This window comes from Epilithonimonas sp. UC225_85, from assembly GCF_042695135.1.
GTDB lineage: Bacteria > Bacteroidota > Bacteroidia > Flavobacteriales > Weeksellaceae > Epilithonimonas.
This window is the reverse complement of sequence record NZ_CP170547.1, coordinates 1,294,990-1,314,129: the sequence shown is the minus strand read 5'-3', so window position 1 is coordinate 1,314,129 and position 19,140 is coordinate 1,294,990. Positions and strand designations below refer to the sequence as shown.

18 protein-coding genes are annotated in these 19,140 nt (G+C 37.4%); 7 read left to right on the top strand and 11 right to left on the bottom strand.

The features are described from left to right. Nucleotides 1-21: 21 nt before the first annotated feature. Nucleotides 22-768: a glycerophosphodiester phosphodiesterase family protein gene (locus ACFJGY_RS06240; protein ID WP_379969180.1), complete on the bottom strand. Its 747-nt coding sequence runs from the start codon at nucleotides 766-768 to the stop codon at nucleotides 22-24. An 88-nt stretch (nucleotides 769-856) separates the two neighbouring features. On the opposite strand from ACFJGY_RS06240, the gene ligA reads away from it, so the two are divergent. Both ligA and ACFJGY_RS06230 read left to right on the top strand, forming a co-directional pair. Beyond that, entirely contained in the window at nucleotides 857-2,857 is a 2,001-nt protein-coding gene (ligA, locus tag ACFJGY_RS06235; RefSeq protein ID WP_379969178.1) for an NAD-dependent DNA ligase LigA, read from the top strand. Between the two features lie 107 nt (nucleotides 2,858-2,964). Then, complete coding sequence (locus tag ACFJGY_RS06230; protein WP_379969175.1) at nucleotides 2,965-4,458, top strand: T9SS type A sorting domain-containing protein; 1,494 nt, start codon at nucleotides 2,965-2,967, stop codon at nucleotides 4,456-4,458. Between the two features lie 84 nt (nucleotides 4,459-4,542). On the opposite strand, the gene ACFJGY_RS06225 is transcribed toward ACFJGY_RS06230, so the two are convergent. Together ACFJGY_RS06225 and ACFJGY_RS06220 are read right to left on the bottom strand one after the other, a co-directional pair. Continuing rightward, nucleotides 4,543-5,196, bottom strand: coding sequence for a DUF1349 domain-containing protein (locus tag ACFJGY_RS06225; RefSeq protein WP_379969173.1), 654 nt, complete (start codon nucleotides 5,194-5,196; stop codon nucleotides 4,543-4,545). 100 nt (nucleotides 5,197-5,296) lie between these two features. Further along, nucleotides 5,297-5,857 (bottom strand): sugar O-acetyltransferase, encoded by a 561-nt coding sequence (locus tag ACFJGY_RS06220; protein WP_379969171.1) that lies wholly within the window; start codon nucleotides 5,855-5,857, stop codon nucleotides 5,297-5,299. Between the two features lie 76 nt (nucleotides 5,858-5,933). On the opposite strand from ACFJGY_RS06220, the gene ACFJGY_RS06215 reads away from it, so the two are divergent. Continuing rightward, nucleotides 5,934-6,695: a response regulator transcription factor gene (locus ACFJGY_RS06215; RefSeq protein WP_379969169.1), complete on the top strand. Its 762-nt coding sequence runs from the start codon at nucleotides 5,934-5,936 to the stop codon at nucleotides 6,693-6,695. Nucleotides 6,696-6,894: 199 nt separating this feature from the next. On the opposite strand, the gene ACFJGY_RS06210 is transcribed toward ACFJGY_RS06215, so the two are convergent. From ACFJGY_RS06210 to ACFJGY_RS06185, 6 genes are all read right to left on the bottom strand, one after another. Then, complete coding sequence (locus ACFJGY_RS06210) at nucleotides 6,895-7,311, bottom strand: hypothetical protein (RefSeq protein WP_379969167.1); 417 nt, start codon at nucleotides 7,309-7,311, stop codon at nucleotides 6,895-6,897. A gap of 113 nt (nucleotides 7,312-7,424) precedes the next feature. Next, nucleotides 7,425-9,005 carry a DHA2 family efflux MFS transporter permease subunit gene (locus ACFJGY_RS06205; RefSeq protein WP_379969165.1) on the bottom strand — a complete coding sequence of 527 codons (1,581 nt, stop codon included), beginning with the start codon at nucleotides 9,003-9,005 and terminating at the stop codon, nucleotides 7,425-7,427. A 3-nt stretch (nucleotides 9,006-9,008) separates the two neighbouring features. After that, on the bottom strand, nucleotides 9,009-10,127 hold the full coding sequence (locus ACFJGY_RS06200) for an HlyD family secretion protein (RefSeq protein WP_379969163.1): 1,119 nt from the start codon (nucleotides 10,125-10,127) through the stop codon (nucleotides 9,009-9,011). A gap of 21 nt (nucleotides 10,128-10,148) precedes the next feature. Then, nucleotides 10,149-11,459, bottom strand: a complete 1,311-nt coding sequence (locus ACFJGY_RS06195) for a TolC family protein (protein ID WP_379969161.1) — start codon at nucleotides 11,457-11,459, stop codon at nucleotides 10,149-10,151. 27 nt (nucleotides 11,460-11,486) lie between these two features. Further along, a complete protein-coding gene (locus ACFJGY_RS06190) occupies nucleotides 11,487-12,119 on the bottom strand; it encodes a TetR family transcriptional regulator (RefSeq protein ID WP_379969159.1) in 633 nt (210 codons plus the stop codon). Between the two features lie 272 nt (nucleotides 12,120-12,391). Beyond that, nucleotides 12,392-13,498, bottom strand: coding sequence for an ATP-binding protein (locus ACFJGY_RS06185; protein WP_379969157.1), 1,107 nt, complete (start codon nucleotides 13,496-13,498; stop codon nucleotides 12,392-12,394). A 298-nt stretch (nucleotides 13,499-13,796) separates the two neighbouring features. Here ACFJGY_RS06185 and ACFJGY_RS06180 point away from each other — a divergent pair, with 298 nt between their 5' ends. The 3 genes from ACFJGY_RS06180 (at nucleotide 13,797) to ACFJGY_RS06170 (ending at nucleotide 16,782) form a co-directional block, all read left to right on the top strand. After that, the gene (locus ACFJGY_RS06180) at nucleotides 13,797-15,071 is read left to right on the top strand and encodes a hypothetical protein (protein ID WP_379969155.1); all 1,275 of its coding nucleotides are present in this window, start codon (nucleotides 13,797-13,799) and stop codon (nucleotides 15,069-15,071) included. Between the two features lie 83 nt (nucleotides 15,072-15,154). Then, a complete protein-coding gene (gene lptC / locus ACFJGY_RS06175) occupies nucleotides 15,155-15,688 on the top strand; it encodes an LPS export ABC transporter periplasmic protein LptC (RefSeq protein WP_379970117.1) in 534 nt (177 codons plus the stop codon). Nucleotides 15,689-15,726: 38 nt separating this feature from the next. Further along, nucleotides 15,727-16,782, top strand: coding sequence for an anhydro-N-acetylmuramic acid kinase (locus tag ACFJGY_RS06170; RefSeq protein WP_379969153.1), 1,056 nt, complete (start codon nucleotides 15,727-15,729; stop codon nucleotides 16,780-16,782). On the opposite strand, the gene ACFJGY_RS06165 is transcribed toward ACFJGY_RS06170, so the two are convergent. Beyond that, on the bottom strand, nucleotides 16,783-17,169 hold the full coding sequence (locus tag ACFJGY_RS06165; RefSeq protein WP_379969151.1) for an SRPBCC family protein: 387 nt from the start codon (nucleotides 17,167-17,169) through the stop codon (nucleotides 16,783-16,785). Nucleotides 17,170-17,205: 36 nt separating this feature from the next. Here ACFJGY_RS06165 and ACFJGY_RS06160 point away from each other — a divergent pair, with 36 nt between their 5' ends. Next, nucleotides 17,206-17,817 carry an NUDIX hydrolase gene (locus tag ACFJGY_RS06160; RefSeq protein ID WP_379969149.1) on the top strand — a complete coding sequence of 204 codons (612 nt, stop codon included), beginning with the start codon at nucleotides 17,206-17,208 and terminating at the stop codon, nucleotides 17,815-17,817. Nucleotides 17,818-17,835: 18 nt separating this feature from the next. On the opposite strand, the gene murF is transcribed toward ACFJGY_RS06160, so the two are convergent. Continuing rightward, nucleotides 17,836-19,107, bottom strand: a complete 1,272-nt coding sequence (murF, locus tag ACFJGY_RS06155; protein WP_379969147.1) for a UDP-N-acetylmuramoyl-tripeptide--D-alanyl-D-alanine ligase — start codon at nucleotides 19,105-19,107, stop codon at nucleotides 17,836-17,838. Nucleotides 19,108-19,140: the final 33 nt, after the last annotated feature.

Here is a 19,140-nt window from a genome sequence, read left to right as displayed (position 1 = left end):
AGTGCATAAAAATAAAATTCCTTATTTACCTTTCAGCTTGTCAGGAACATTGGTGGTTACAAATCCGAGACCTTGTTCTTTCAGTTTTTTATAAACTTCAATATCATTCACCGTCCAGGAATTGGTAATCAATCCTAACGAATTGGCTTCTGCAATCCATGTCGGATTCTTTTCGAAAACGCTGTAATGGTAATCGATTCCGCCCAATCCTTCCGCTTTTATTTGTTGCGGCGAAAGATTGCCTTCAAGATATTGTACTTTGAATTTCGGTTCAACTTTCTTGATTTCTTTACAGACATTCAGGCTGAATGAAATGAATTCACTCTGAGAATCCAGCTTCAATTCTGTTACTGTTTGGATCGTTTTCTTGACGATCTCATTTTCAAGTTCAGGTGTTTTTGCCGGTTTTATTTCAATGATTAATTTCAGTCCTTTATCTTTCTTTCCTTGTTTAAGATAATCTTTCAGTGTAGGATATTTTTCGCCGTTGGAAAGCTTCAGTTTTGCTAATTCTTTAAAATCGGTTTCAGAAATTTGCATTGTTCCGTGATGCTCATCGTGGTTGATAACCAGAACACCATCTTTTGACATTCTCACATCGAATTCGGCACCATAGATTTTTAAATTTTGCGCATTTTTCAATGACTGAATCGAATTTTCAGTAGTCGGCGGATCGGTCTGCCAAAAACCTCTGTGTGCAATGATCTGAGTTTGAGCGTTGAGAATCATAGTTGTGATAAGGCTTAGACAAGAAAATACTTTCTTCATTAATAAAATTTTTGAGTGACCAAATTACTTATTTTATTTTCAAAGGTTTGGTTGTTTTGGTTATTTTTGCTTTAAATAATTTCCCCCGATGTCCGAAAACATTCAGCAAAAGATAGAACGACTCCGCAAAGAACTCAACCAGCATAACGAAAACTATTATCTGATGGATGAGCCGAGCATCTCTGACCTTGAATTTGATCTATTATTAAAAGAACTTCAGGATCTTGAAGCTCAATATCCTGAATTTTACGACGACAATTCTCCGACTGTCCGTGTTGGTGGCGGAATCACGAAAAATTTCCCGACTGTTCAGCATCAGTTCAGGATGTATTCTCTGGACAATTCTTATGATTTTGATGATTTGGCAGACTGGGAAAAACGAATTATCAAAACCATTGATGAGCCTGTGGAATTTGTTGCTGAGTTGAAATATGACGGCGCCTCTATTTCTATCCTTTATGAAAATGGAAAATTAGTTCAGGCTGTCACTCGTGGCGACGGTTTTCAGGGCGACGAAATCACTTCAAACGTCCGGACTATTTCAGACATTCCGATTATTTTGAAAGGTGATTTCCCGGAACGTTTTTTTATGCGGGGCGAAATTTATTTAACCAGAAAAAACTTCGACAAAATCAATAAACTGCGTGAAGAAGAAGGTCTGGATCCTTTTATGAATCCAAGAAATACAGCAAGCGGAAGTCTGAAAATGCAGGATAGCGGCGAAGTGAGAAAACGCAGGCTGTCATCAGTTTTGTACCAATTCGTTTCTCAGGAAGTTCCGGCAGAAAGCCATTGGGAATTGCTTCACAAAGCGCACGATTGGGGTTTTACAATCTCAGACCAGGCAAAACTTTGCAAGAATCTTGATGAAATAAAAGAATTTATTAATTTCTGGGATGTAGAACGCCACGAACTACCTTTTGAAATCGATGGAATTGTATTGAAAGTCAACTCATTGAAACAACAGAGACAGCTTGGTTACACGGCGAAATCTCCGCGTTGGGCCATGGCTTACAAATTCAAAGCTGAAAAAGTAGAAACAGAATTGCAGAGTGTCTCTTACCAAGTCGGAAGAACCGGCGCAATAACGCCTGTTGCTAATCTGAAACCGGTTTTGCTGGCAGGAACGGTTGTAAAACGCGCTTCTCTCCATAACGAAGATATCATCAAAAAACTTGATCTGCACGAGCATGATTTTGTTTTTGTAGAAAAAGGCGGAGAGATCATTCCTAAGATTGTCGGCGTAAACACAGAAAAAAGGACGTCTGAAAGTAAGGAAATTGAATACATTAAATCTTGTCCGGAATGTGGAACCGAACTAGTGAAAATCGAAGATCAGGCCATTCATTTTTGTTTGAATTATCTGCATTGTCCGCCGCAAGTTGTGGGGAGAATGATCCATTATGTTTCCAGAAAAGCCCTGAATATTGAGAATCTGGGTGGTGAAACGATCGAACAACTTTACAGAGAAAAACTGATTGAAAATCCTGCAGATTTCTATGCTTTAACAAAAGAGCAAATTCTTCCTTTAGAAAGAATGGCTGAAAAATCGGCTCAGAATATTATCGACGGGATTGAAAAATCGAAAGAAATTCCGTTTGAGAAAGTCCTGTTTGGAATCGGAATAAAACACGTTGGAGAAACGGTTGCCAAGAAATTGGTAAAAAACTTCAATACGATTGATGATTTGAAAAAAGCAACTTTGGAAGAACTTTGTCAGGTCGAAGATATCGGTGGAAAAATTGCGGTCAGCATTGTCGATTTCTTTAATAATCCTGAAAATATTCTGATGCTAGAACGGTTAAAATCTTACGGCGTTCAATTGGAAAAAGGCGAAAACACGAATGAAGTTTTATCCAACGCTTTAGACGGAAAAACATTTCTGTTCACCGGAAAACTATCACTGTTCACAAGAGAATCTGCTGAGGAAATGGTCGAAAAACACGGCGGGAAAAATATTTCGGCAGTTTCTAAAAATCTGAATTATTTGGTAGTTGGCGAAAAAGCCGGAAGTAAATTGAAGAAAGCACAAGATATTGGAAGTATTACAATTTTGGATGAGCAGGAATTTTTGGATTTGATTGGGTAAGAAGGCTTTTAATATTCTTTTCGGATTATAAGAAAAATGATTTAGATCATATTAGAAGCCTCAAATGTTACTATATATTTGCGCACTAAAAAAAATCCTAAACAATCATGAAACATTTTTCATTTCTATTTCTTTTTATTAATGCCTTAATTTTTGCGCAGGCTAATGTAGCTTATGATGCATCTTTTGGTAGTAATGGAAGATTATTTACAACCAATCCCGCACAATATACATACAATGTTGGTTTTGGTACTGTACAATACAAAACCATCCAAAATATTGATAATAAATTGATATCTGTAAGCGGAAATGCAAGCATCAGCAGATATAATTTGAATGGAACGCTGGATACTGCTTTTGCCAACTCGGGAACGAGAGTCGTAATGACGGTAAGCAACTTTAACATCAGCGATCTGGCTAACTTATCAGATGGCAGCATTTTGGTTCTGGTCAACAATTCTACAAAAAGTTATATTTATAAATATAGTGCAAACGGTACTCCGGATACTACGTTTGGAAATGGCGGCGTATTGGAGTTGTTCGTTACCACTTATCAGAACAGATTTGATTATATCAAAGTTCTCCCAAATGATTCTATATTGATTGAAGGCTCCGCAAGAGTAAACACAACATCACAGGGAATTATGGGCGTCATAAAAATTGATAAAAATGGAAATTACGATACAAGTTTTAGTCTAGATGGTAAGGTGACACTTAGTTCTACGACAAACTCTTATACTATTTCTTTAGGCATAGACACTGATAGTGCCAACAACATCTATGTCGGTTTTGAATCTACACCCAATGGTACATTCAACTATTACGGCAATGTTCAAAAGCTGAGTCCGAATGGAACAACTGTAACCAGTTTTGGTAATAATGGCATTGCTTCTCAGTATGTCAGTGTAGATTCTACAGATATGAGAGTTTTTCCTAATGGTAAAGTACTGATTGCCGCTACTTCTAACACAAACGGATCAAATGATGCATACTTAGTTGCATTCAGTCCTGCGGGAACATTGGAAGGAACTTTCAGATATGACATTGATAACGGTAGTAATGACAATATAGAAAAGATCGTAATCGTTGACAACAATACCTTTTTTCTTACCGGATATACTGTAACAGGCGGTATTGGCTATGGCTTGGTTTTGAAGTTCAATTCTAACTTTGCATTGGATACTACTTTTAACAATTCCGGTATATTTACCACTTACTATTTTTCGAATAAGAATTCGAGCAATTATGATCTGATTTTACAGAAAGACAGAAAGCTATTATTAACCGGAGCAGGCGTTGGAGCAGGAAACACTACAAACAGCAACATCGGAATGATCAGATTAATTGACACAAAATTACTTGCCACAAACGAAATCAAGAAAATAAATAATATATCAATCTATCCAAATCCTGCTTCAAATGTGATTAACCTACAAACTGATAAATCATTGGTAGGTAAAGCTTATGATATTGTGGATATGACAGGAAAATCTGTTATTAAAAATAAACTTTCTGATAAAGAAATCAATGTTTCTAATCTTACAACAGGGAATTATATCTTAAAAATAGATAACGAAAGCTATAAGTTTATCAAAAAGTAAAACGCAGTGTTTTAAATAAAAAAACCTTTCAGATTTCATTTCCTGAAAGGTTTTTTTTATTATTAAAGTCAAAAATATTTAGAATTAATTCTGATTTTTCTTCAGCCATTCCAATCGACGCTGGTCGGGAAGATGTTTGACGGAGAAATTTTCGAAAGTTGCTTTGAATCCGTTTCCATCCGGACTTGCGGCCATAAATCCAACTTGTACAGGCGTGTTGTCCTGCAAATAAGCATTGCGCATCATCACATATTCTTTGTCATCGAAAGAATAGAATATCTCTACAGCGTCCAGTCTTCTGACAGCTTTTATCCAAACGAATAGCGGCGTTTTTTCCAAAACTATGACGCTCCAATCACTGGTTTTGTGGGTAACAACTGTGCTCAAATTGAATTTCCCGTCCACGAATTCTACGCCGGCTTTGATATAATTTTGCTCATCGATCCTGAGCATCAATCCCATTTGGTCAAAACGGGCTTTGTAATCGCCGGTGATTTTCACTTTGGTTTCAAATTCACCACCATAAGTTGAGTAATAAAATGGCGCATCATCCACAGTAAAACCGTAATGCGAGATCCGCCAGTAATCACTTTGCGGCGTGACATTCATTATCAATTTTTTGTCTTTGATTTCCCATTGAGAAGGCTCGTTGAACCAGGTCATTTTCTCGAGAGACTGGGCTTTTAAAACCTGGAATAAGCTTAAAGCTATGATTGATGATATTATTATTTTTTTCATTTTAATTTTTTAATAAGAAAATATTTGCTCTCGCAGATTTAGCTGATGGTGCAGATTTTTCTCATTTACATCTGCTAAATCTGCAAGATATTATTTTTATCTAAAGTTCCCGAATGACTTTGCAAGGATTTCCAACCGCCAAAACATTGGCTGGAATATCTTTTGTAACCACACTTCCGGCTCCGATTACGGTATTATTACCAATCATAACGCCTGGCAAAATACTGCATCCTGCTCCAATCCAGACGTTATGTCCGACTGTAATTGGATAGGCATATTCCAAAACTTTGTTGCGCTGCTCCACATCGAAAGGATGTCCGGCAGTGTAAAATCCGCAATTCGGGGCAATCATCACATTATCACCGAAAGTCACTTTTGCACAGTCCAGAATTACGACGTTGACATTGGTATAGAAGTTCTCGCCAATCTCAATATTGTAGCCGTAATCGCAGTAAAAGGGTTGTTCTATGTGAAATCTGTTTTGTGTTTTGCCGAATAATTTTCTGATTAAACTTTTTCTTTCCTTGAGTTTTGAAGGCTGGAGACGATTGTATTCGAAACAAAGATCTTTACAGAGATTTCTTTCATTAATTAAAAGTTCGTCTGTAGCATCATATAATTCCCCGCTCAGCATTTTTTCTTTTTCGTTCAGATTATTCATTGTATTTTTACTTTGATAATAAGCAAATTTATAGTGTTGACTTGTTTTTATCAATACTGATTTATAACCAATTTAAATGAAAACCATCCAGTCCGACCTCAACGAAAAACTCCTGCAACAGGAATTCTCTTCTATTCCTGACAATGATAATCTGCAACTTAAAAAGTGTCAGGAAATTGCTCAGACTTTTGTTGAATTGGAAAATGGAATTGCTGTTTTGAGTGATCTCCAGTTTAATAAAAGTTATGTTTATTCCGGGAAGCTGGCGGACGAACTGAATGTTTTTCAGAACAAAAATATTCAGAAAATTGAAAGTATCTGGGAAGAAGAACTTTTCGCAAAGCTTGATTCAGACGATGTTTTGCAGAAGCATTTGCTGGAGCTTCAGTTTTTTCAGTTTATTAAAGCGATTCCATTTGAAGAACATAAAGATTATTGCGTCGTAAGCAGATTGAAAATTGCTGATAATGTGACTCAGAAAGCCATTCTGCACAAAATGTTCTATTTCACAAATCCTAATGACTGCAATGTAGAACTGGCGCTATGCCTCTATCATTTTGATTTTCTCAACTCTTCTCTTCATCACGGGATGATTATAAATACCGCAAATGGCTCGGTCATTCATCAGACGGAAGACGGGAATTCGGCATTTTTGTCTGTTCGTGAAAAGGAAATTCTGAAGATGATCCAGGAAGGAAAACGGAGTAAGGAGATTGCCGAATTACTTTTTATCAGCATCAATACCGTGAACCGTCACAGGCAGAATATTCTGGAAAAACTACGTGTCGGAAATATGACGGAAGCTTGTATGATGGCAGTGAAGCTGAATTGGATCTAAGAAAGATTCAAGAGACAAGATTTAAGAATCAAGATGTGTAATTTATGTTTTGAGACAAAGTTGAAATTATGACGAAGCCCATAGCCCTGATGGGAACGGCATCCTTTTTTGGCTTTTCCTGCAACACCGTTTGTAGGCAGATCTTCTGAAGCCAAAAAAGATATAGTGGACAGCAGGTTCCCGGCTCCTGAAAATGGCTTTACAGGATCTGATCTTCTTTGTTGGTTTTTATCTCTTTGAGGTCGATGTCTTTTATATTGGCTTCGATCTTTTCAACTTTCAGGCTTTGACGCAGGTATCCGAACAGACTCATATACCAGTTTGCCACCCAAACCAGCGCAAAAAAAACTATTATATAACCGCGCCAATCAGGATACAAAAGCTTGAAGTCTGTAATTATGAGGAAAATAAGACTGATGTAATGGCTGAAACAATATTCGCAGGTGAAGAGATAGAAAAATTTTCTTTTGACAAGTGACTTTGCCGTTCCGCAAATGTTCTGACAATATTCTCTGGGTTCCCGGAAAATCTCTTCGTGAGTGACTGTCCAGGCAACGCAGGAAACAGGAATTGCGATCAGAAATAAATATATAATCTGTGAAATGAGAGGCATCATAATTTCGGTTTTAAAGTGAATCTGAGTTAACCGATTAACAGTAAAATCAGTGCCAAAAAAAACTCAGAACCATTTCTGATTCTGAGTTTCACACAAATAACTAAAAATAAATATTAATGCGCCGAGCTAAGGTCGATCTTCTCGCCCTTGCCTTTGCGTTCTCTTACGAATAATACGAAAGGAATACAGATCAGAAATACAATTCCCAAATACAGGAAAACGTCCATATAGGATAAAACCGTTGCCTGCTTGGTCACTGAAAAATCCAGCATCTGATAAGCAGATTGTAGTGCTTTGTCCGGAGACATTCCTTTGGCAATGAAACTGCCTTTGAGCGCTTCAACTCTCTGCTGTACTGCAAGATTGTTAACATCTAAATGTGACACCAGATTGCTTCTGTAAAGTTCGCTTCTGTTTGCTATGAATGTAGTAATCGCTGCAATCCCGAATGATCCGCCCAACTGACGCATCATCCCTGTAAAAGCTGCACCCTGCCCGATCTCCTGGCCTTTCAGCGTACTGAGTGACAATGAAGTGATCGGAATGAATAATAATCCAAGCCCCATTCCACGTACGATCAGCATCCAGAAGAAGGCATCTTTACTGGTGTCTGGCGTCAGGATCTTATACCCCCAAAAACTATAAATAAAGAATATGAATAATCCTAAAGCTACCAAAATCTGTTGTTTGGCTCCTCTCGTTAATAGCTGCCCAATGATCGGCATCATAAAAGCGGTTGTGAGTGCTGCGGGAATCATCAATGCACCTGACTGCAAGGCTGTCCAACCCAGAATACTTTGTGTATAAAGCGGAACAATGAACGTGGATCCATACAATCCGAATCCTAAAACAAAGGACATAATAGTACCAATCCTCAGATTACCGTTCTTGAGGACGCGTAGTTCCACAATCGGATATTTGAATGTGAGTTCACGCCAAATGAATAGTATAAATCCTACAACCGCACTAATGGTCAAAGCTATAATAGCCTTGCTTTCGAACCAGTCGTCCTCGTGACCTCTTTCCAGAATATACTGCAATGATCCTACGAAAACTGCCAGCAAACCAATACCTGCCCAATCTACATCTGATGCCGAACGTTTCTCGGAATATTTTGGGCTTTTCACGAATTGCAATGTCAGTAATACCGCCATGATCCCCAAAGGAATATTGATGTAAAAGATATAAGGCCAGCTGTAATTATCCACAATATAACCTCCCAAAGGTGGACCTAAAGTTGGACCGATAATAACTCCAAGCCCATAAATGGCTTGTGCCATACTTCTTTTCTCAACTGGATAGGATTCTGTAATGATGGTCTGTGAGGTCACCAAAAGTGCGCCACCACCTACTCCCTGCATAAATCTGAAAAACACAAGTTCCCAGATATTATCTGCATTACCACAGAGAAAAGAAAAGATTGTAAATATGATGATAGAAGCCGCAAAGTAATTTCTACGCCCGAACTGCTGAGAAAGCCAGCTGGTCATAGGAACGATAATCACGTTACCAATGGCATACGCCGTAATCACCCAGCCCACTTCGGACAATGTTGCGCCAAGATTACCCTTCATCTCATTAAGTGCCACATTCACGATTGTAGAATCTACAATCTCCAAAAGCGCACACATAATGGCTGTTATGGTAATAATGATTCTGCGGAATCCATATTCTACTAATGAATCGTCTTGCATTTTTTAGTTTTTAAGAGACACTACGGTCTGAACATTCATCCCAACACGTAATTTTTTCATAATGTCTTCATTAAGATTATTGAAAGTAATCTTCACTGGTAATCTCTGAACCACTTTTACGAAGTTACCACTTGCGTTATCCGGAGGAAGCAAAGAGAATGTAGATCCTGTTGCAGGAGAAAAAGAAGCAATTGTTCCTTCAAATTTCTGATCCGGATAAGCATCGATCTCAATCTCTACTTTCTGGCCTTCCACCATTTTTTCTACCTGCGTTTCTTTATAGTTGGCAACGATCCATTTCTGATTGCTCAAAACAATACTGAACAACTGCGATCCTGCTTGTATGAACTGTCCTACCTGAACCGGAATTTTAGAAACATAGCCACTTTCTTTAGCCGTGATAATAGTGTAAGAAAGATTCAGTTTTGCATTTTCTACATCTACCTGTCTTTGTTTCAAAGTAGAATTTGCGATACCTATATTCTGATAAGTTGCATTGGACTGGGAAGTCACAACACCTGTCTGTACATTGGCCTGATTTTTCTGATCGACCAAAACCTGAAGCTGTTTCTGAGCTGTCTGATAAGCGGCAGAAGCCTGCTCATACTGTTGCTGCGTAATCGTGTGGTCTTTTACAAGTTCAGTATATCTCTTCATATCCTGCTCTGTTCTCCAAACGTTTACTTTTGCGGCTTCTATCTGTGCATTAGCAGTCTGAACCGCTGCTCTGGAATTATTGATTCCGGAAGCTGCAGCCTGCGAACCTGCCTGTGCAGATGCTACATTGCTTTTTGCTGTTCCCAAAGCCGCTTCTGCCTGAGAAAGTGCCATTGTCTGATCTCTGTTATCAAGGATTACTAAAGTATCTCCTTTTTTAACGAACTGATTATCTTTTACTTTTACTTCTGAGATATAACCGGAAACTTTGGAAATCACAGGGCTTACATCTGCTGCAATCTGTGCATCATCGGTTTCTTCGTGAGTTTGCCCATATTGATATTGTCTCACTCCGAAAAATGCTGCTCCCAGAATCACAACAGCTAAGATGATGTAAAAAACCGGACCTCTTTTCTTTTTAACGGGAACTTCTCCCTGTTCGAATTTTATATTGTCTTGTGCCATTTTATTGATAGTTTATTATAATTAGTTATTGATAATTCCTGTAGTTTGTAGTAATTTTTTGTGCGCTAAAGCGGCGTCAGCTTTTGAAGTGACAACGTTTACATTAGCTGTGATTTTCGCAGTGTCTGCATCAAGAAGATTGGTGATGGTTTCAAGACCTGCATTATATTTGTTAAGTGTAATTCTGTAATTTTCTTCTGCCTGCTCCAATGCTCTTTGATAAACATCGATTTTTTTGTGGGCATAAAGATCATTCTGATAATCGCGTTTTACCTCCAGCGTCACATTATCATTTAATAAATCGTTGTTTGCTGCCAATTCCTGTTCTCTTGCTTTGGACTGAACGTAGCTTGAGTTCTTCTTCCAGATATTAGAAAGATTGTACTGGATTCCTACTCCAACATTTACAGCGTTTGTGATGGTCAAAAGTTTCGGAATATCTGCTGCAACGTAACCTCCGGTGAAAGCTAATGAAGGAAGATTTTCTGCTTTTGCAGATTTGGTTCCAAGAACTGCTGCTTTTCTTTGGAAATCCAGGGCTTTCAGATCATTTCTGCTTTCTCTCGCAAGATTCAGGTAATAATCGTCCGGTTTTGTTAGATCATCTTCTCCTATATAAGCAGAATCAACTTCGATTTCCGTATTGTCCGGCAAACCAAGCAAAAGATCCATATTGATGTTGGCAATGCTGTAATTATTTTCAGCTTCCATCAATTGTAATTCTATATTGGAAGTTTGAAGTTGTGCTTTTAACCGGTCGTTTCTTGCGATCACGCCATTATTTTCAAGTTTAATGAATGACTGATCTCTTTTTTGAGACGATGCGAGATTCTCTTTCAAAAGTTTCACGACTTCATTGGCTTTGAACAAATTATTATAGGCCTGAGAAATATTGTAAGCAATTGCGTTTTTATCGTTTTCAGAATTCAGTTTTGAAGCTTCTACAAGATATTCTGCAGATTTGATTCCGTATTTTATTCTTCCGCCGGAATAGATCGGAACGGAAACGTTTGCGCTGCCATAGAGAACATTGCTGACTTTCGGTCCGCCACCTGCCAGTCCTGGAATTTTTAGATTTACGTTTGGTTCCAACGGTAGGTACAAATAACTTCCGGAAACGGTGAGTTCCGGCAATTGTTTATTTTTTGCTGCCAGAAGATTGGCTGTGGATTCTTCGATTTGAGCCTGATCTATTTTTAGATTCTTGCTATTTTGGATTCCTAATTTAACTGCTTCCTCAAGACTTATAGTTCGTTTTTCCTGCGCGGAAACGGAACTGAAAAATCCGATAAGAATAATAGCTGTTAAAAATTTATTGATTGTTTGCATCATTATAATTGAGTATAATTTTATTATAATTTATTTTTCGTTATATCCAACCAAAGCTCTCACAATGGTTTTGACGTGAGCGGCAGCTTCCTGAAAATATTGCTTTTCGTAATGTTTTTCATCAAAATCAGGATTGTTGTTTTTCAGATAATCTTTATAGATTTTGATGTTGTGCATAGCGTTGAAAATGGTCCCCATAATGGTACATTGCATCAGATGAAATAATGGTCTTTTCGTGAAAACACCTTTTTCCAAACCTGCATCTGCAATGATTTGAAAGATTTCTAAATAATTTATTTTTGAAGCTTTAAGAAAATTCTGAATGTTCTTATTCTGGCTAATGACTTGTTGCGTGTGAATCAACAAATAGAAATCACGAAGTTTCTGGACACGGTTCACCAAATTATCTATAAACGCATCTATTTTTTCAATCTCGGAAAGGTCATTATTTTCTACAATATTCTTGGCAAAGTTGAGACCTTCTTCCATTCTCCATTTGAAAAGCTCTTCCATCAGATTTTCTTTGGAGCCGAAGTAATAGGAAATCATGGAGACATTTACTTTGGCTTTAGAAGCAATATCTCTAACAGAAGTCCCATTATAACCATTGGCAGCGAAGAGTTTCTCCGCAACCATCATAATATGTTCTTCTTTTGTTGGCATATTTTAATTTTAACAATGCAAAGTTAAATCAAAAAAAGCATTCAATCAAACATTTGTTTGATTAATTTTTTATTAACAAATTATCGAAGTTTTCTATCAGGAATAAATATGATGAAAGAGAGAAATTTCTAATTTGCGAAGCGCGCCCCGGCCTGAGTGGAGCTCTTTTTCTGTTATTGCGATTGTGACAAGTTCAACAGATTGCCCGACGTTGTTCGCAATAACAGAAAAAAGCGGGAACGGAGGACGGATAAAGGCGCCCTAATAATTATTTAACTCGAGGCTTTGTGAATATATCTCGTCAATTTAATTCCCATATCTGTCAGCACAATTTTGGAATTGGCGTTTCTGGAAATATGATAAGACGCATCCGTAATTTCCTCCACAATCGAAACGATATTTGCTCCGTGAATGAATTTTGAAAATGCAGGCCAGTTGAAATTACCTTCCGATAGTTTTTTGTAAACCAGATTGTCATTGCCATAATTCTGAAGCATTGCCAGACGGAAAATTTCAATACAGTAATTAAGAAACTTTATTTGTTTTTCACGGTTCCACTCAGCAATCTGACGCGCCCATTTTACAATTTCGCGTAGAACTTCGGGTTTTTTCTTTGCCTGAAACGCATTCCGAACCCATTGTATAAATAAGGTTTCGAATTCTGAAACTGCTATGTTATTCTCCGACAACGATTTGGCAAGATTCCAATCGCCCTGTGCCTGATAAACCAGTTCTTTGGCAGAATCGTGATCTTGCAGATGTGTTAATAAATCTTCGTCATCAATTCTTGGAACATTGATAAGCTGGCAACGTGACAAAATAGTTGGCAGAATATCGTTGGCTGTCTGTGCACAAAGAATGATATAAGTATTTTTCGGTGGTTCTTCCAGAAATTTCAGGATCTTATTGGCTGCAGAATCGTTCATTTTATCCGCGCGCCAGACGATGAGGATTTTGCTTCCGCCTTCAAAACTCTTCAGCATAAAACGCTGGCCTATGTCTTCGGCTTCGTCAGCGGAAATGAAGAATTGCTTGTTTTCGGATTCCAGGAAACTCGTCCAGTCATCAAAAGAAGAATACGGATTTTCCAGAATCATCTCCCGCCACTGCTCAAAATAACGCTTGCTGAGGGAGACATTTTTCTCAGAAAAAACAGGGAAGCTGAAATGGAGATCGAGGTGGTTCAGGTTCTCGATTTTATGAGCAGATGCCTGGTTTTCTTTCTCAAAAATTGTCTGAGCCATCGCTAAAGCCAACGGCAAAACGCCATAACCCTCTTCTCCTAAAAAAAGCTGTGCATGACCAACTCTGCCATCCTGAATGCTATCCTGTAAAACATTTTTGAGAGGCTGCTGCCCAATGATCTGTTCCCATTTCATAAAAGCAAAGATAATTATTAGTTTTCAGTTGTTGGTTATCAGTGGTTGGTTTTTGTTACAGACAAGCAGAGTCAGGAGCTCATCAATCTTAGAATATGCATCATCTGTCGCAGAATAAGTCCCAATCATCGAAATTACTTAACAAACTTTAACCGAAATATATTTTTGCAATTCATTATTAATTAAGATATTTGCGGATTGAAATTTTGAAGGACTAAATCGTCAAAACCCAAGTCATATAAACATGGATGTGGATAGAATGATGATATAACTTTAAAAAAACAATCAATATCTACATATGAAAAGAATTTTTGTTTTATCATCATTAGTTGCAGGATATTTCCTGAATGCTCAAAGTATTGGAAACTCACCTTACGGAGCTTATGGGATTGGAGATGTGAAATATGATAATACAGTTGATATTAATGCAATGGGAGGTATCTCTACAGCTTATGTCTGGGATTTTAACAATAGTTTTAATTTCCGAAATCCGGCTGCAAATACCAATTTGGAATTGACAACCCTGAAAGTAGAAGGCACTAATGAGAATAACTATTATCGTTCAGATTTTAATGATCTTAAAAGCACCAAACATTCTACCTATCTTTCCAACATCAGCATCTCATTTCCTATTTCCAGAAAGATAAAATTTGGAATGGGGTTCCAGCCGTACAGTTCAAAAAGCTACAATATTGTAACTGATGAAAAATTGAGTGATGAAATTACAGAAGTTCACAGCTTCCGTGGTGAGGGTTCTGTTAATACCGTACAGGCTGCGCTTTCTTATCAGATAACACCTGCATTTGCTTTAGGTTTGAGATCCAATTTCTTCTTCGGGAAATTGTATGATATTGAGGAAGTTGCATTCACTGGTGCAGAACTCATCAGTGGATATTCCAACAGCTATAGAGTAAAAGCTTTCAACTTTACATTGGGGACGACTTACCAGAAAAAACTGGCCAATGATCATAAATTAACGGTTGGTGCAACTTATACCATTGGAAACAGTGGGAATATGAAAAACACGTATACCAACAGCACTTATTTTTATCTTCTTGGAGACACAAAAGGCTATGAAACCATCATAGAACAGCAATCCAATTATGATAAAAAATTCCTTCCGCAGGAAGGTTCTTTAGGTTTGGGTTACGGTAAAGATACCAAGTGGTTTTTGGGAACACAGCTGGATTATAAAAAAGGAGAAAACTTCAATTTCCTTGGAACAACGCTTGCTTACCAGGATTCTTACAGATATTCCGTTGGAGGCTGGTACTTGCCGAACTTTAATAATTTCCGTTCGTATTTCTCCAGAATCATCTACAGATATGGGGCTTATTATGAAAAAGGGAATCTACAGATCAACGGAACTAATATCAACAAATATGCAATCACTGCAGGTGTTACACTTCCTTTCCAAAAAAGTGTGATCAACCGTATGAGCAGCATCGATCTTGGACTGGAAGTCGGGAAAAGAGGAACACTTGACAACAATATGATCCGCCAGAATTTTGTCAATCTAAGAATTGGAGTTAACTTCGCAGATAAATGGTTTGCTAAGCGACTTTACAACTAATGAATGACCTTAGATAATCTATGAAAGATTATTGCTTCAAAATATTTAACCTAAAAACATCACAACAATTCGTTTTGTTGCTGATGTTTTTTCTTATTCAGTCCTGCGAAGAAGATCTTACGAAGATCAATCAGAATAAAAAAACCAATTTTGCATCACAGGTTATCTATAATGCCAACATTCTTCAAAAGGATTCCGGGCGCGTAACGGTAAGATTCAAAGCACCATTGCTGGAAAGTTATGAGTTGATAGATTCTCCTTATATAGAAGCTAAAAAAGGACTCTATCTGGAATTTTTTGACAAGAAGAATCCAAAAGTTCCCGGTAAAATATGGGCCAAATATGGGAAAAACAATATCAAAAGAGATTTCTATTTCGCAAAAGGCAGAGTAAAAATCATCACAACAGAAGGACAAACCTTTGTAACAGAAACCATCAATTGGGACAAGCGGAACAAAAAAATGTACACCAAAGACACTGTTTATGTTTCTGACAAAGACGGAAATATTCTGGTTGGCGCACACGGAATGGTAGCCAAAGACGACTTTTCCGAATACACATTTTTCAACAATTCCGGGAGCTTCAACTCTGCCAATTTACCGGAAACCAGCAAGTAAGTGTTAGCTATTAGCTTTTAAATATTAACTTTACTACCGTGGAAAATCAGAATTTTTACGCAATTGGATTGATGTCGGGAACCAGTCTTGACGGATTGGACATTTGTTATTCAAAATTCATCCGAAACGGTTCCGATTGGGCTTTCGAAATCCTGAAATGTGAAACCATCTCCTACTCTTCCGATTGGGAAAATGATCTTAAAAATGCCATCCACCTTTCCAGCGGAAAATTACTGGAACTGAATTCCAAATACGGGTTTTATCTCGGTGAAAAAACTCAGGATTTTATTTCAAAAAACCAAATTTCAGAACTTGATCTGATTGCTTCTCACGGGCATACGGTTTTTCATCAGCCAAAAAATAAATTCACTTTACAGATCGGAGACGGGCGAGCCATTAAAATCAAAACCAATAAAACCGTAGTTTACGATTTCCGAAGTCAGGATGTTTTGTTAGGCGGAAACGGCGCGCCTTTGGTTCCAATCGGTGATGAATTGTTGTTTTCGGAATTCGATGCCTGCCTTAATCTCGGCGGATTTTCGAACATTTCTTTGAACCGAAACGGACAACGAATTGCTTTTGACATTTGTCCTGTGAATATTATTCTTAATAAATTTGCTCAAAAACTTGGAAAAAAATACGATGAAAATGGTGATTTTGGGAGAAGTGGAACAATCGATGAAAATCTTTTGAGTCAGCTTAATCAATTAGAATTCTACAAGCAAAAAGCGCCGAAATCTCTGGGAATTGAATGGGTCAATGCGCATATTTCGACTTTAATTAAAGATCAAAGAACGGAAGATCTTTTGGCAACTTTTACGGAACATTCTGCGGATCAGATTGCGGAAATATTTGAAGAGTCCGAAATTAAAAATGTATTGGTAACCGGCGGTGGAACTTATAATAGCTATCTCATAGAAAAGATAAAAGCAAATACCAAAACCGAAATCCACATTCCTAAAAAAGAAATTATTGAATATAAAGAGGCTTTGATTTTTGCTTTTATGGGTGTTTTGAGATCCTTGAATCTCAATAATGTTTTGTCATCAGCAACAGGAAGTTTAATGGATCATTCGAGTGGAATCGTCTGTTAACTAAAGTTGTTCGATTTTATCTGTCAAAGAATTGATGAAATTCTGTAATGGTTTTTCTACCATCATTTTGATAAACGGGTTGAATTTTCCGTCAAACAACAGCTGAACTTCAGTTTGCTTTTCGTTCAAAGCGTTCATTGTTCCGGTAAGAGCAAAGTCGAGACTTGAACTTGCAGATTTCAAAACCACCTCACTGTCAGTTACATTTTCAATTTTCAATGCAATTTCCGGCATTCCTTTCAATCCGAATTTGAAACCATCCTCTCTTGCTTCAAAATTCTGCAGACTGTCTGGCATCAGATCTTTGTAACCCTGTGGGTTTTTCAGCATTCCTGCCAATTCAGATGAAGATTTATTTACAATAATTTTTCGCCCTTCTAAATTCATTTTTTCTATTTTTGTAATTATATTAAAGCCTTACAAATGTATAAAGTTTTTATCAATGAAAAAAAAATAGTTTTGAGCTCAGAACCTCAGAACAGCCCTAAAACATTGAACTACGATGGGACGCATAGCTTTGAATTTGCCGTTGATCTGCTTACAAACACACCATCACAAGGCTTGAATATTTATTATCAGGACATTGACAAACTTTGGTCGGATTTCAAAGGTTTTTTTAGAAATATAGAAGCGGCCGGCGGAATAGTTGTCAATCCTGAAAATAAAATCCTGTTCATACACAGGTTGGGAAAATGGGATCTTCCAAAAGGAAAAATTGAAGCGGGTGAATCCAGAGAACTGGCTGCAGTACGAGAAGTTGAGGAAGAATGTGGGATTTTTGACCTGCAACTGAAAGATTTCATCAACTCAACATATCATATCTATACCGAACGAGACGGGAAAAAAGTGCTGAAAACGACCTATTGGTTTGAGATGTTCTACACCGGAAGTGGAACGCCTAAACCGCAGATCGAGGAAGGAATCAGTGAAGTGGGCTGGAAAAATGAAGAAGAAATACAATCTGAAATCCTGCCCTCAACTTTCCAGAATATCAAATTAATTTTAAATGATTTTAAAAATAAAAAACCTCAGTAACTGAGGTTTTTTTGTGTGTTATAAAAATTCAATAATCTTCTCTAATGCTATTCCACGAGAGGCTTTGAGCAGAATATTATCTGTATCGATTGGTTCTGATTTTAATTTTTCTATTAATTCCAAAGTATTCAGGAAAGCATTTTCTGAATGATAAACCGATTTGAAATGCGGACCAACAGTAATGATCTCATTAAAATTACAAGACTTTGCAAAATCAAGAATGATCTGATGTTCTTTCAAACTTTCTTCCCCTAGTTCCAGCATATCACCAATAATGATGGTTTTGCTGCCAGCAAATGTTTTGAAATTCTCCAAAGAGACATGCATACTGCTTGGATTGGCGTTGTAAGTATCCAAAACCAATGTTTTTTCTCCCTTTTTCTGGATCTGTGAACGCATATTGGAAGGGACATAGCTTTCAATTGCAGTTTTTATATCTTCAATATTCATCTTAAAATGCAATCCTAATGCGACTGCTGCTGACAGATTATCATAGTTATATTTGCCTGTGAGGTTTGAAAAGATTTCTGTTCCCTGATATTTGATTCCGACAAAATGATCTTTGTAGATTGGTTCAAACTGATAATCAGAATCCGGAGTTCCAAATGTTATTTTTGAAGAATAGACGTTTGTTTTTTCTTTTTGGGTCTCATCATTTTCATTGACTAAAATGATTTGATTATGGTTTTTAAGATAATCATACAGTTCAGATTTTCCTTTGATGACACCTTCGTAACCACCAAAACCTTCCAGATGTGCTTTCCCAAAGTTGGTGATATAGCCAATATTGGGTTTTGCGATTTCACAAAGCATCTCTATTTCTTTCTGATGATTGGCGCCCATTTCTACAACGGCAATCTCGTGTTCTTTCCTGATAGAAAGTAAAGTCAGAGGAACTCCGATATGATTATTCAGATTTCCAAAAGTATATTGCGTATTGAATTTGCCAGCCAAGACTGTACTTATTAATTCCTTTGTCGTCGTTTTTCCATTGCTCCCAGTAAGACCAATAATTGGAATTTGGATTTGATCTCTATGGAAAATTGACAGCTCCTGCAAAAATGCTAATGTAGACGGAACATAAAAAATATTATGGTCTGGGTTTGCAAATACATTATCTTCGACAATCACGGCTAACGCACCATTTTCAATAGCATCCTTTGCTTTCTCCGCAGCATTATAAGTTTCGCCAGAGAATGCAAAGAACAAACTGCCTGTTTCTACTTTTCGACTATCAATGACAACGTTTCTACTTCGTAAATAAATGGGATAAAACTGATCAATATTCATAAGTCAAAAATAAACAAATGTGATGATTTGGAA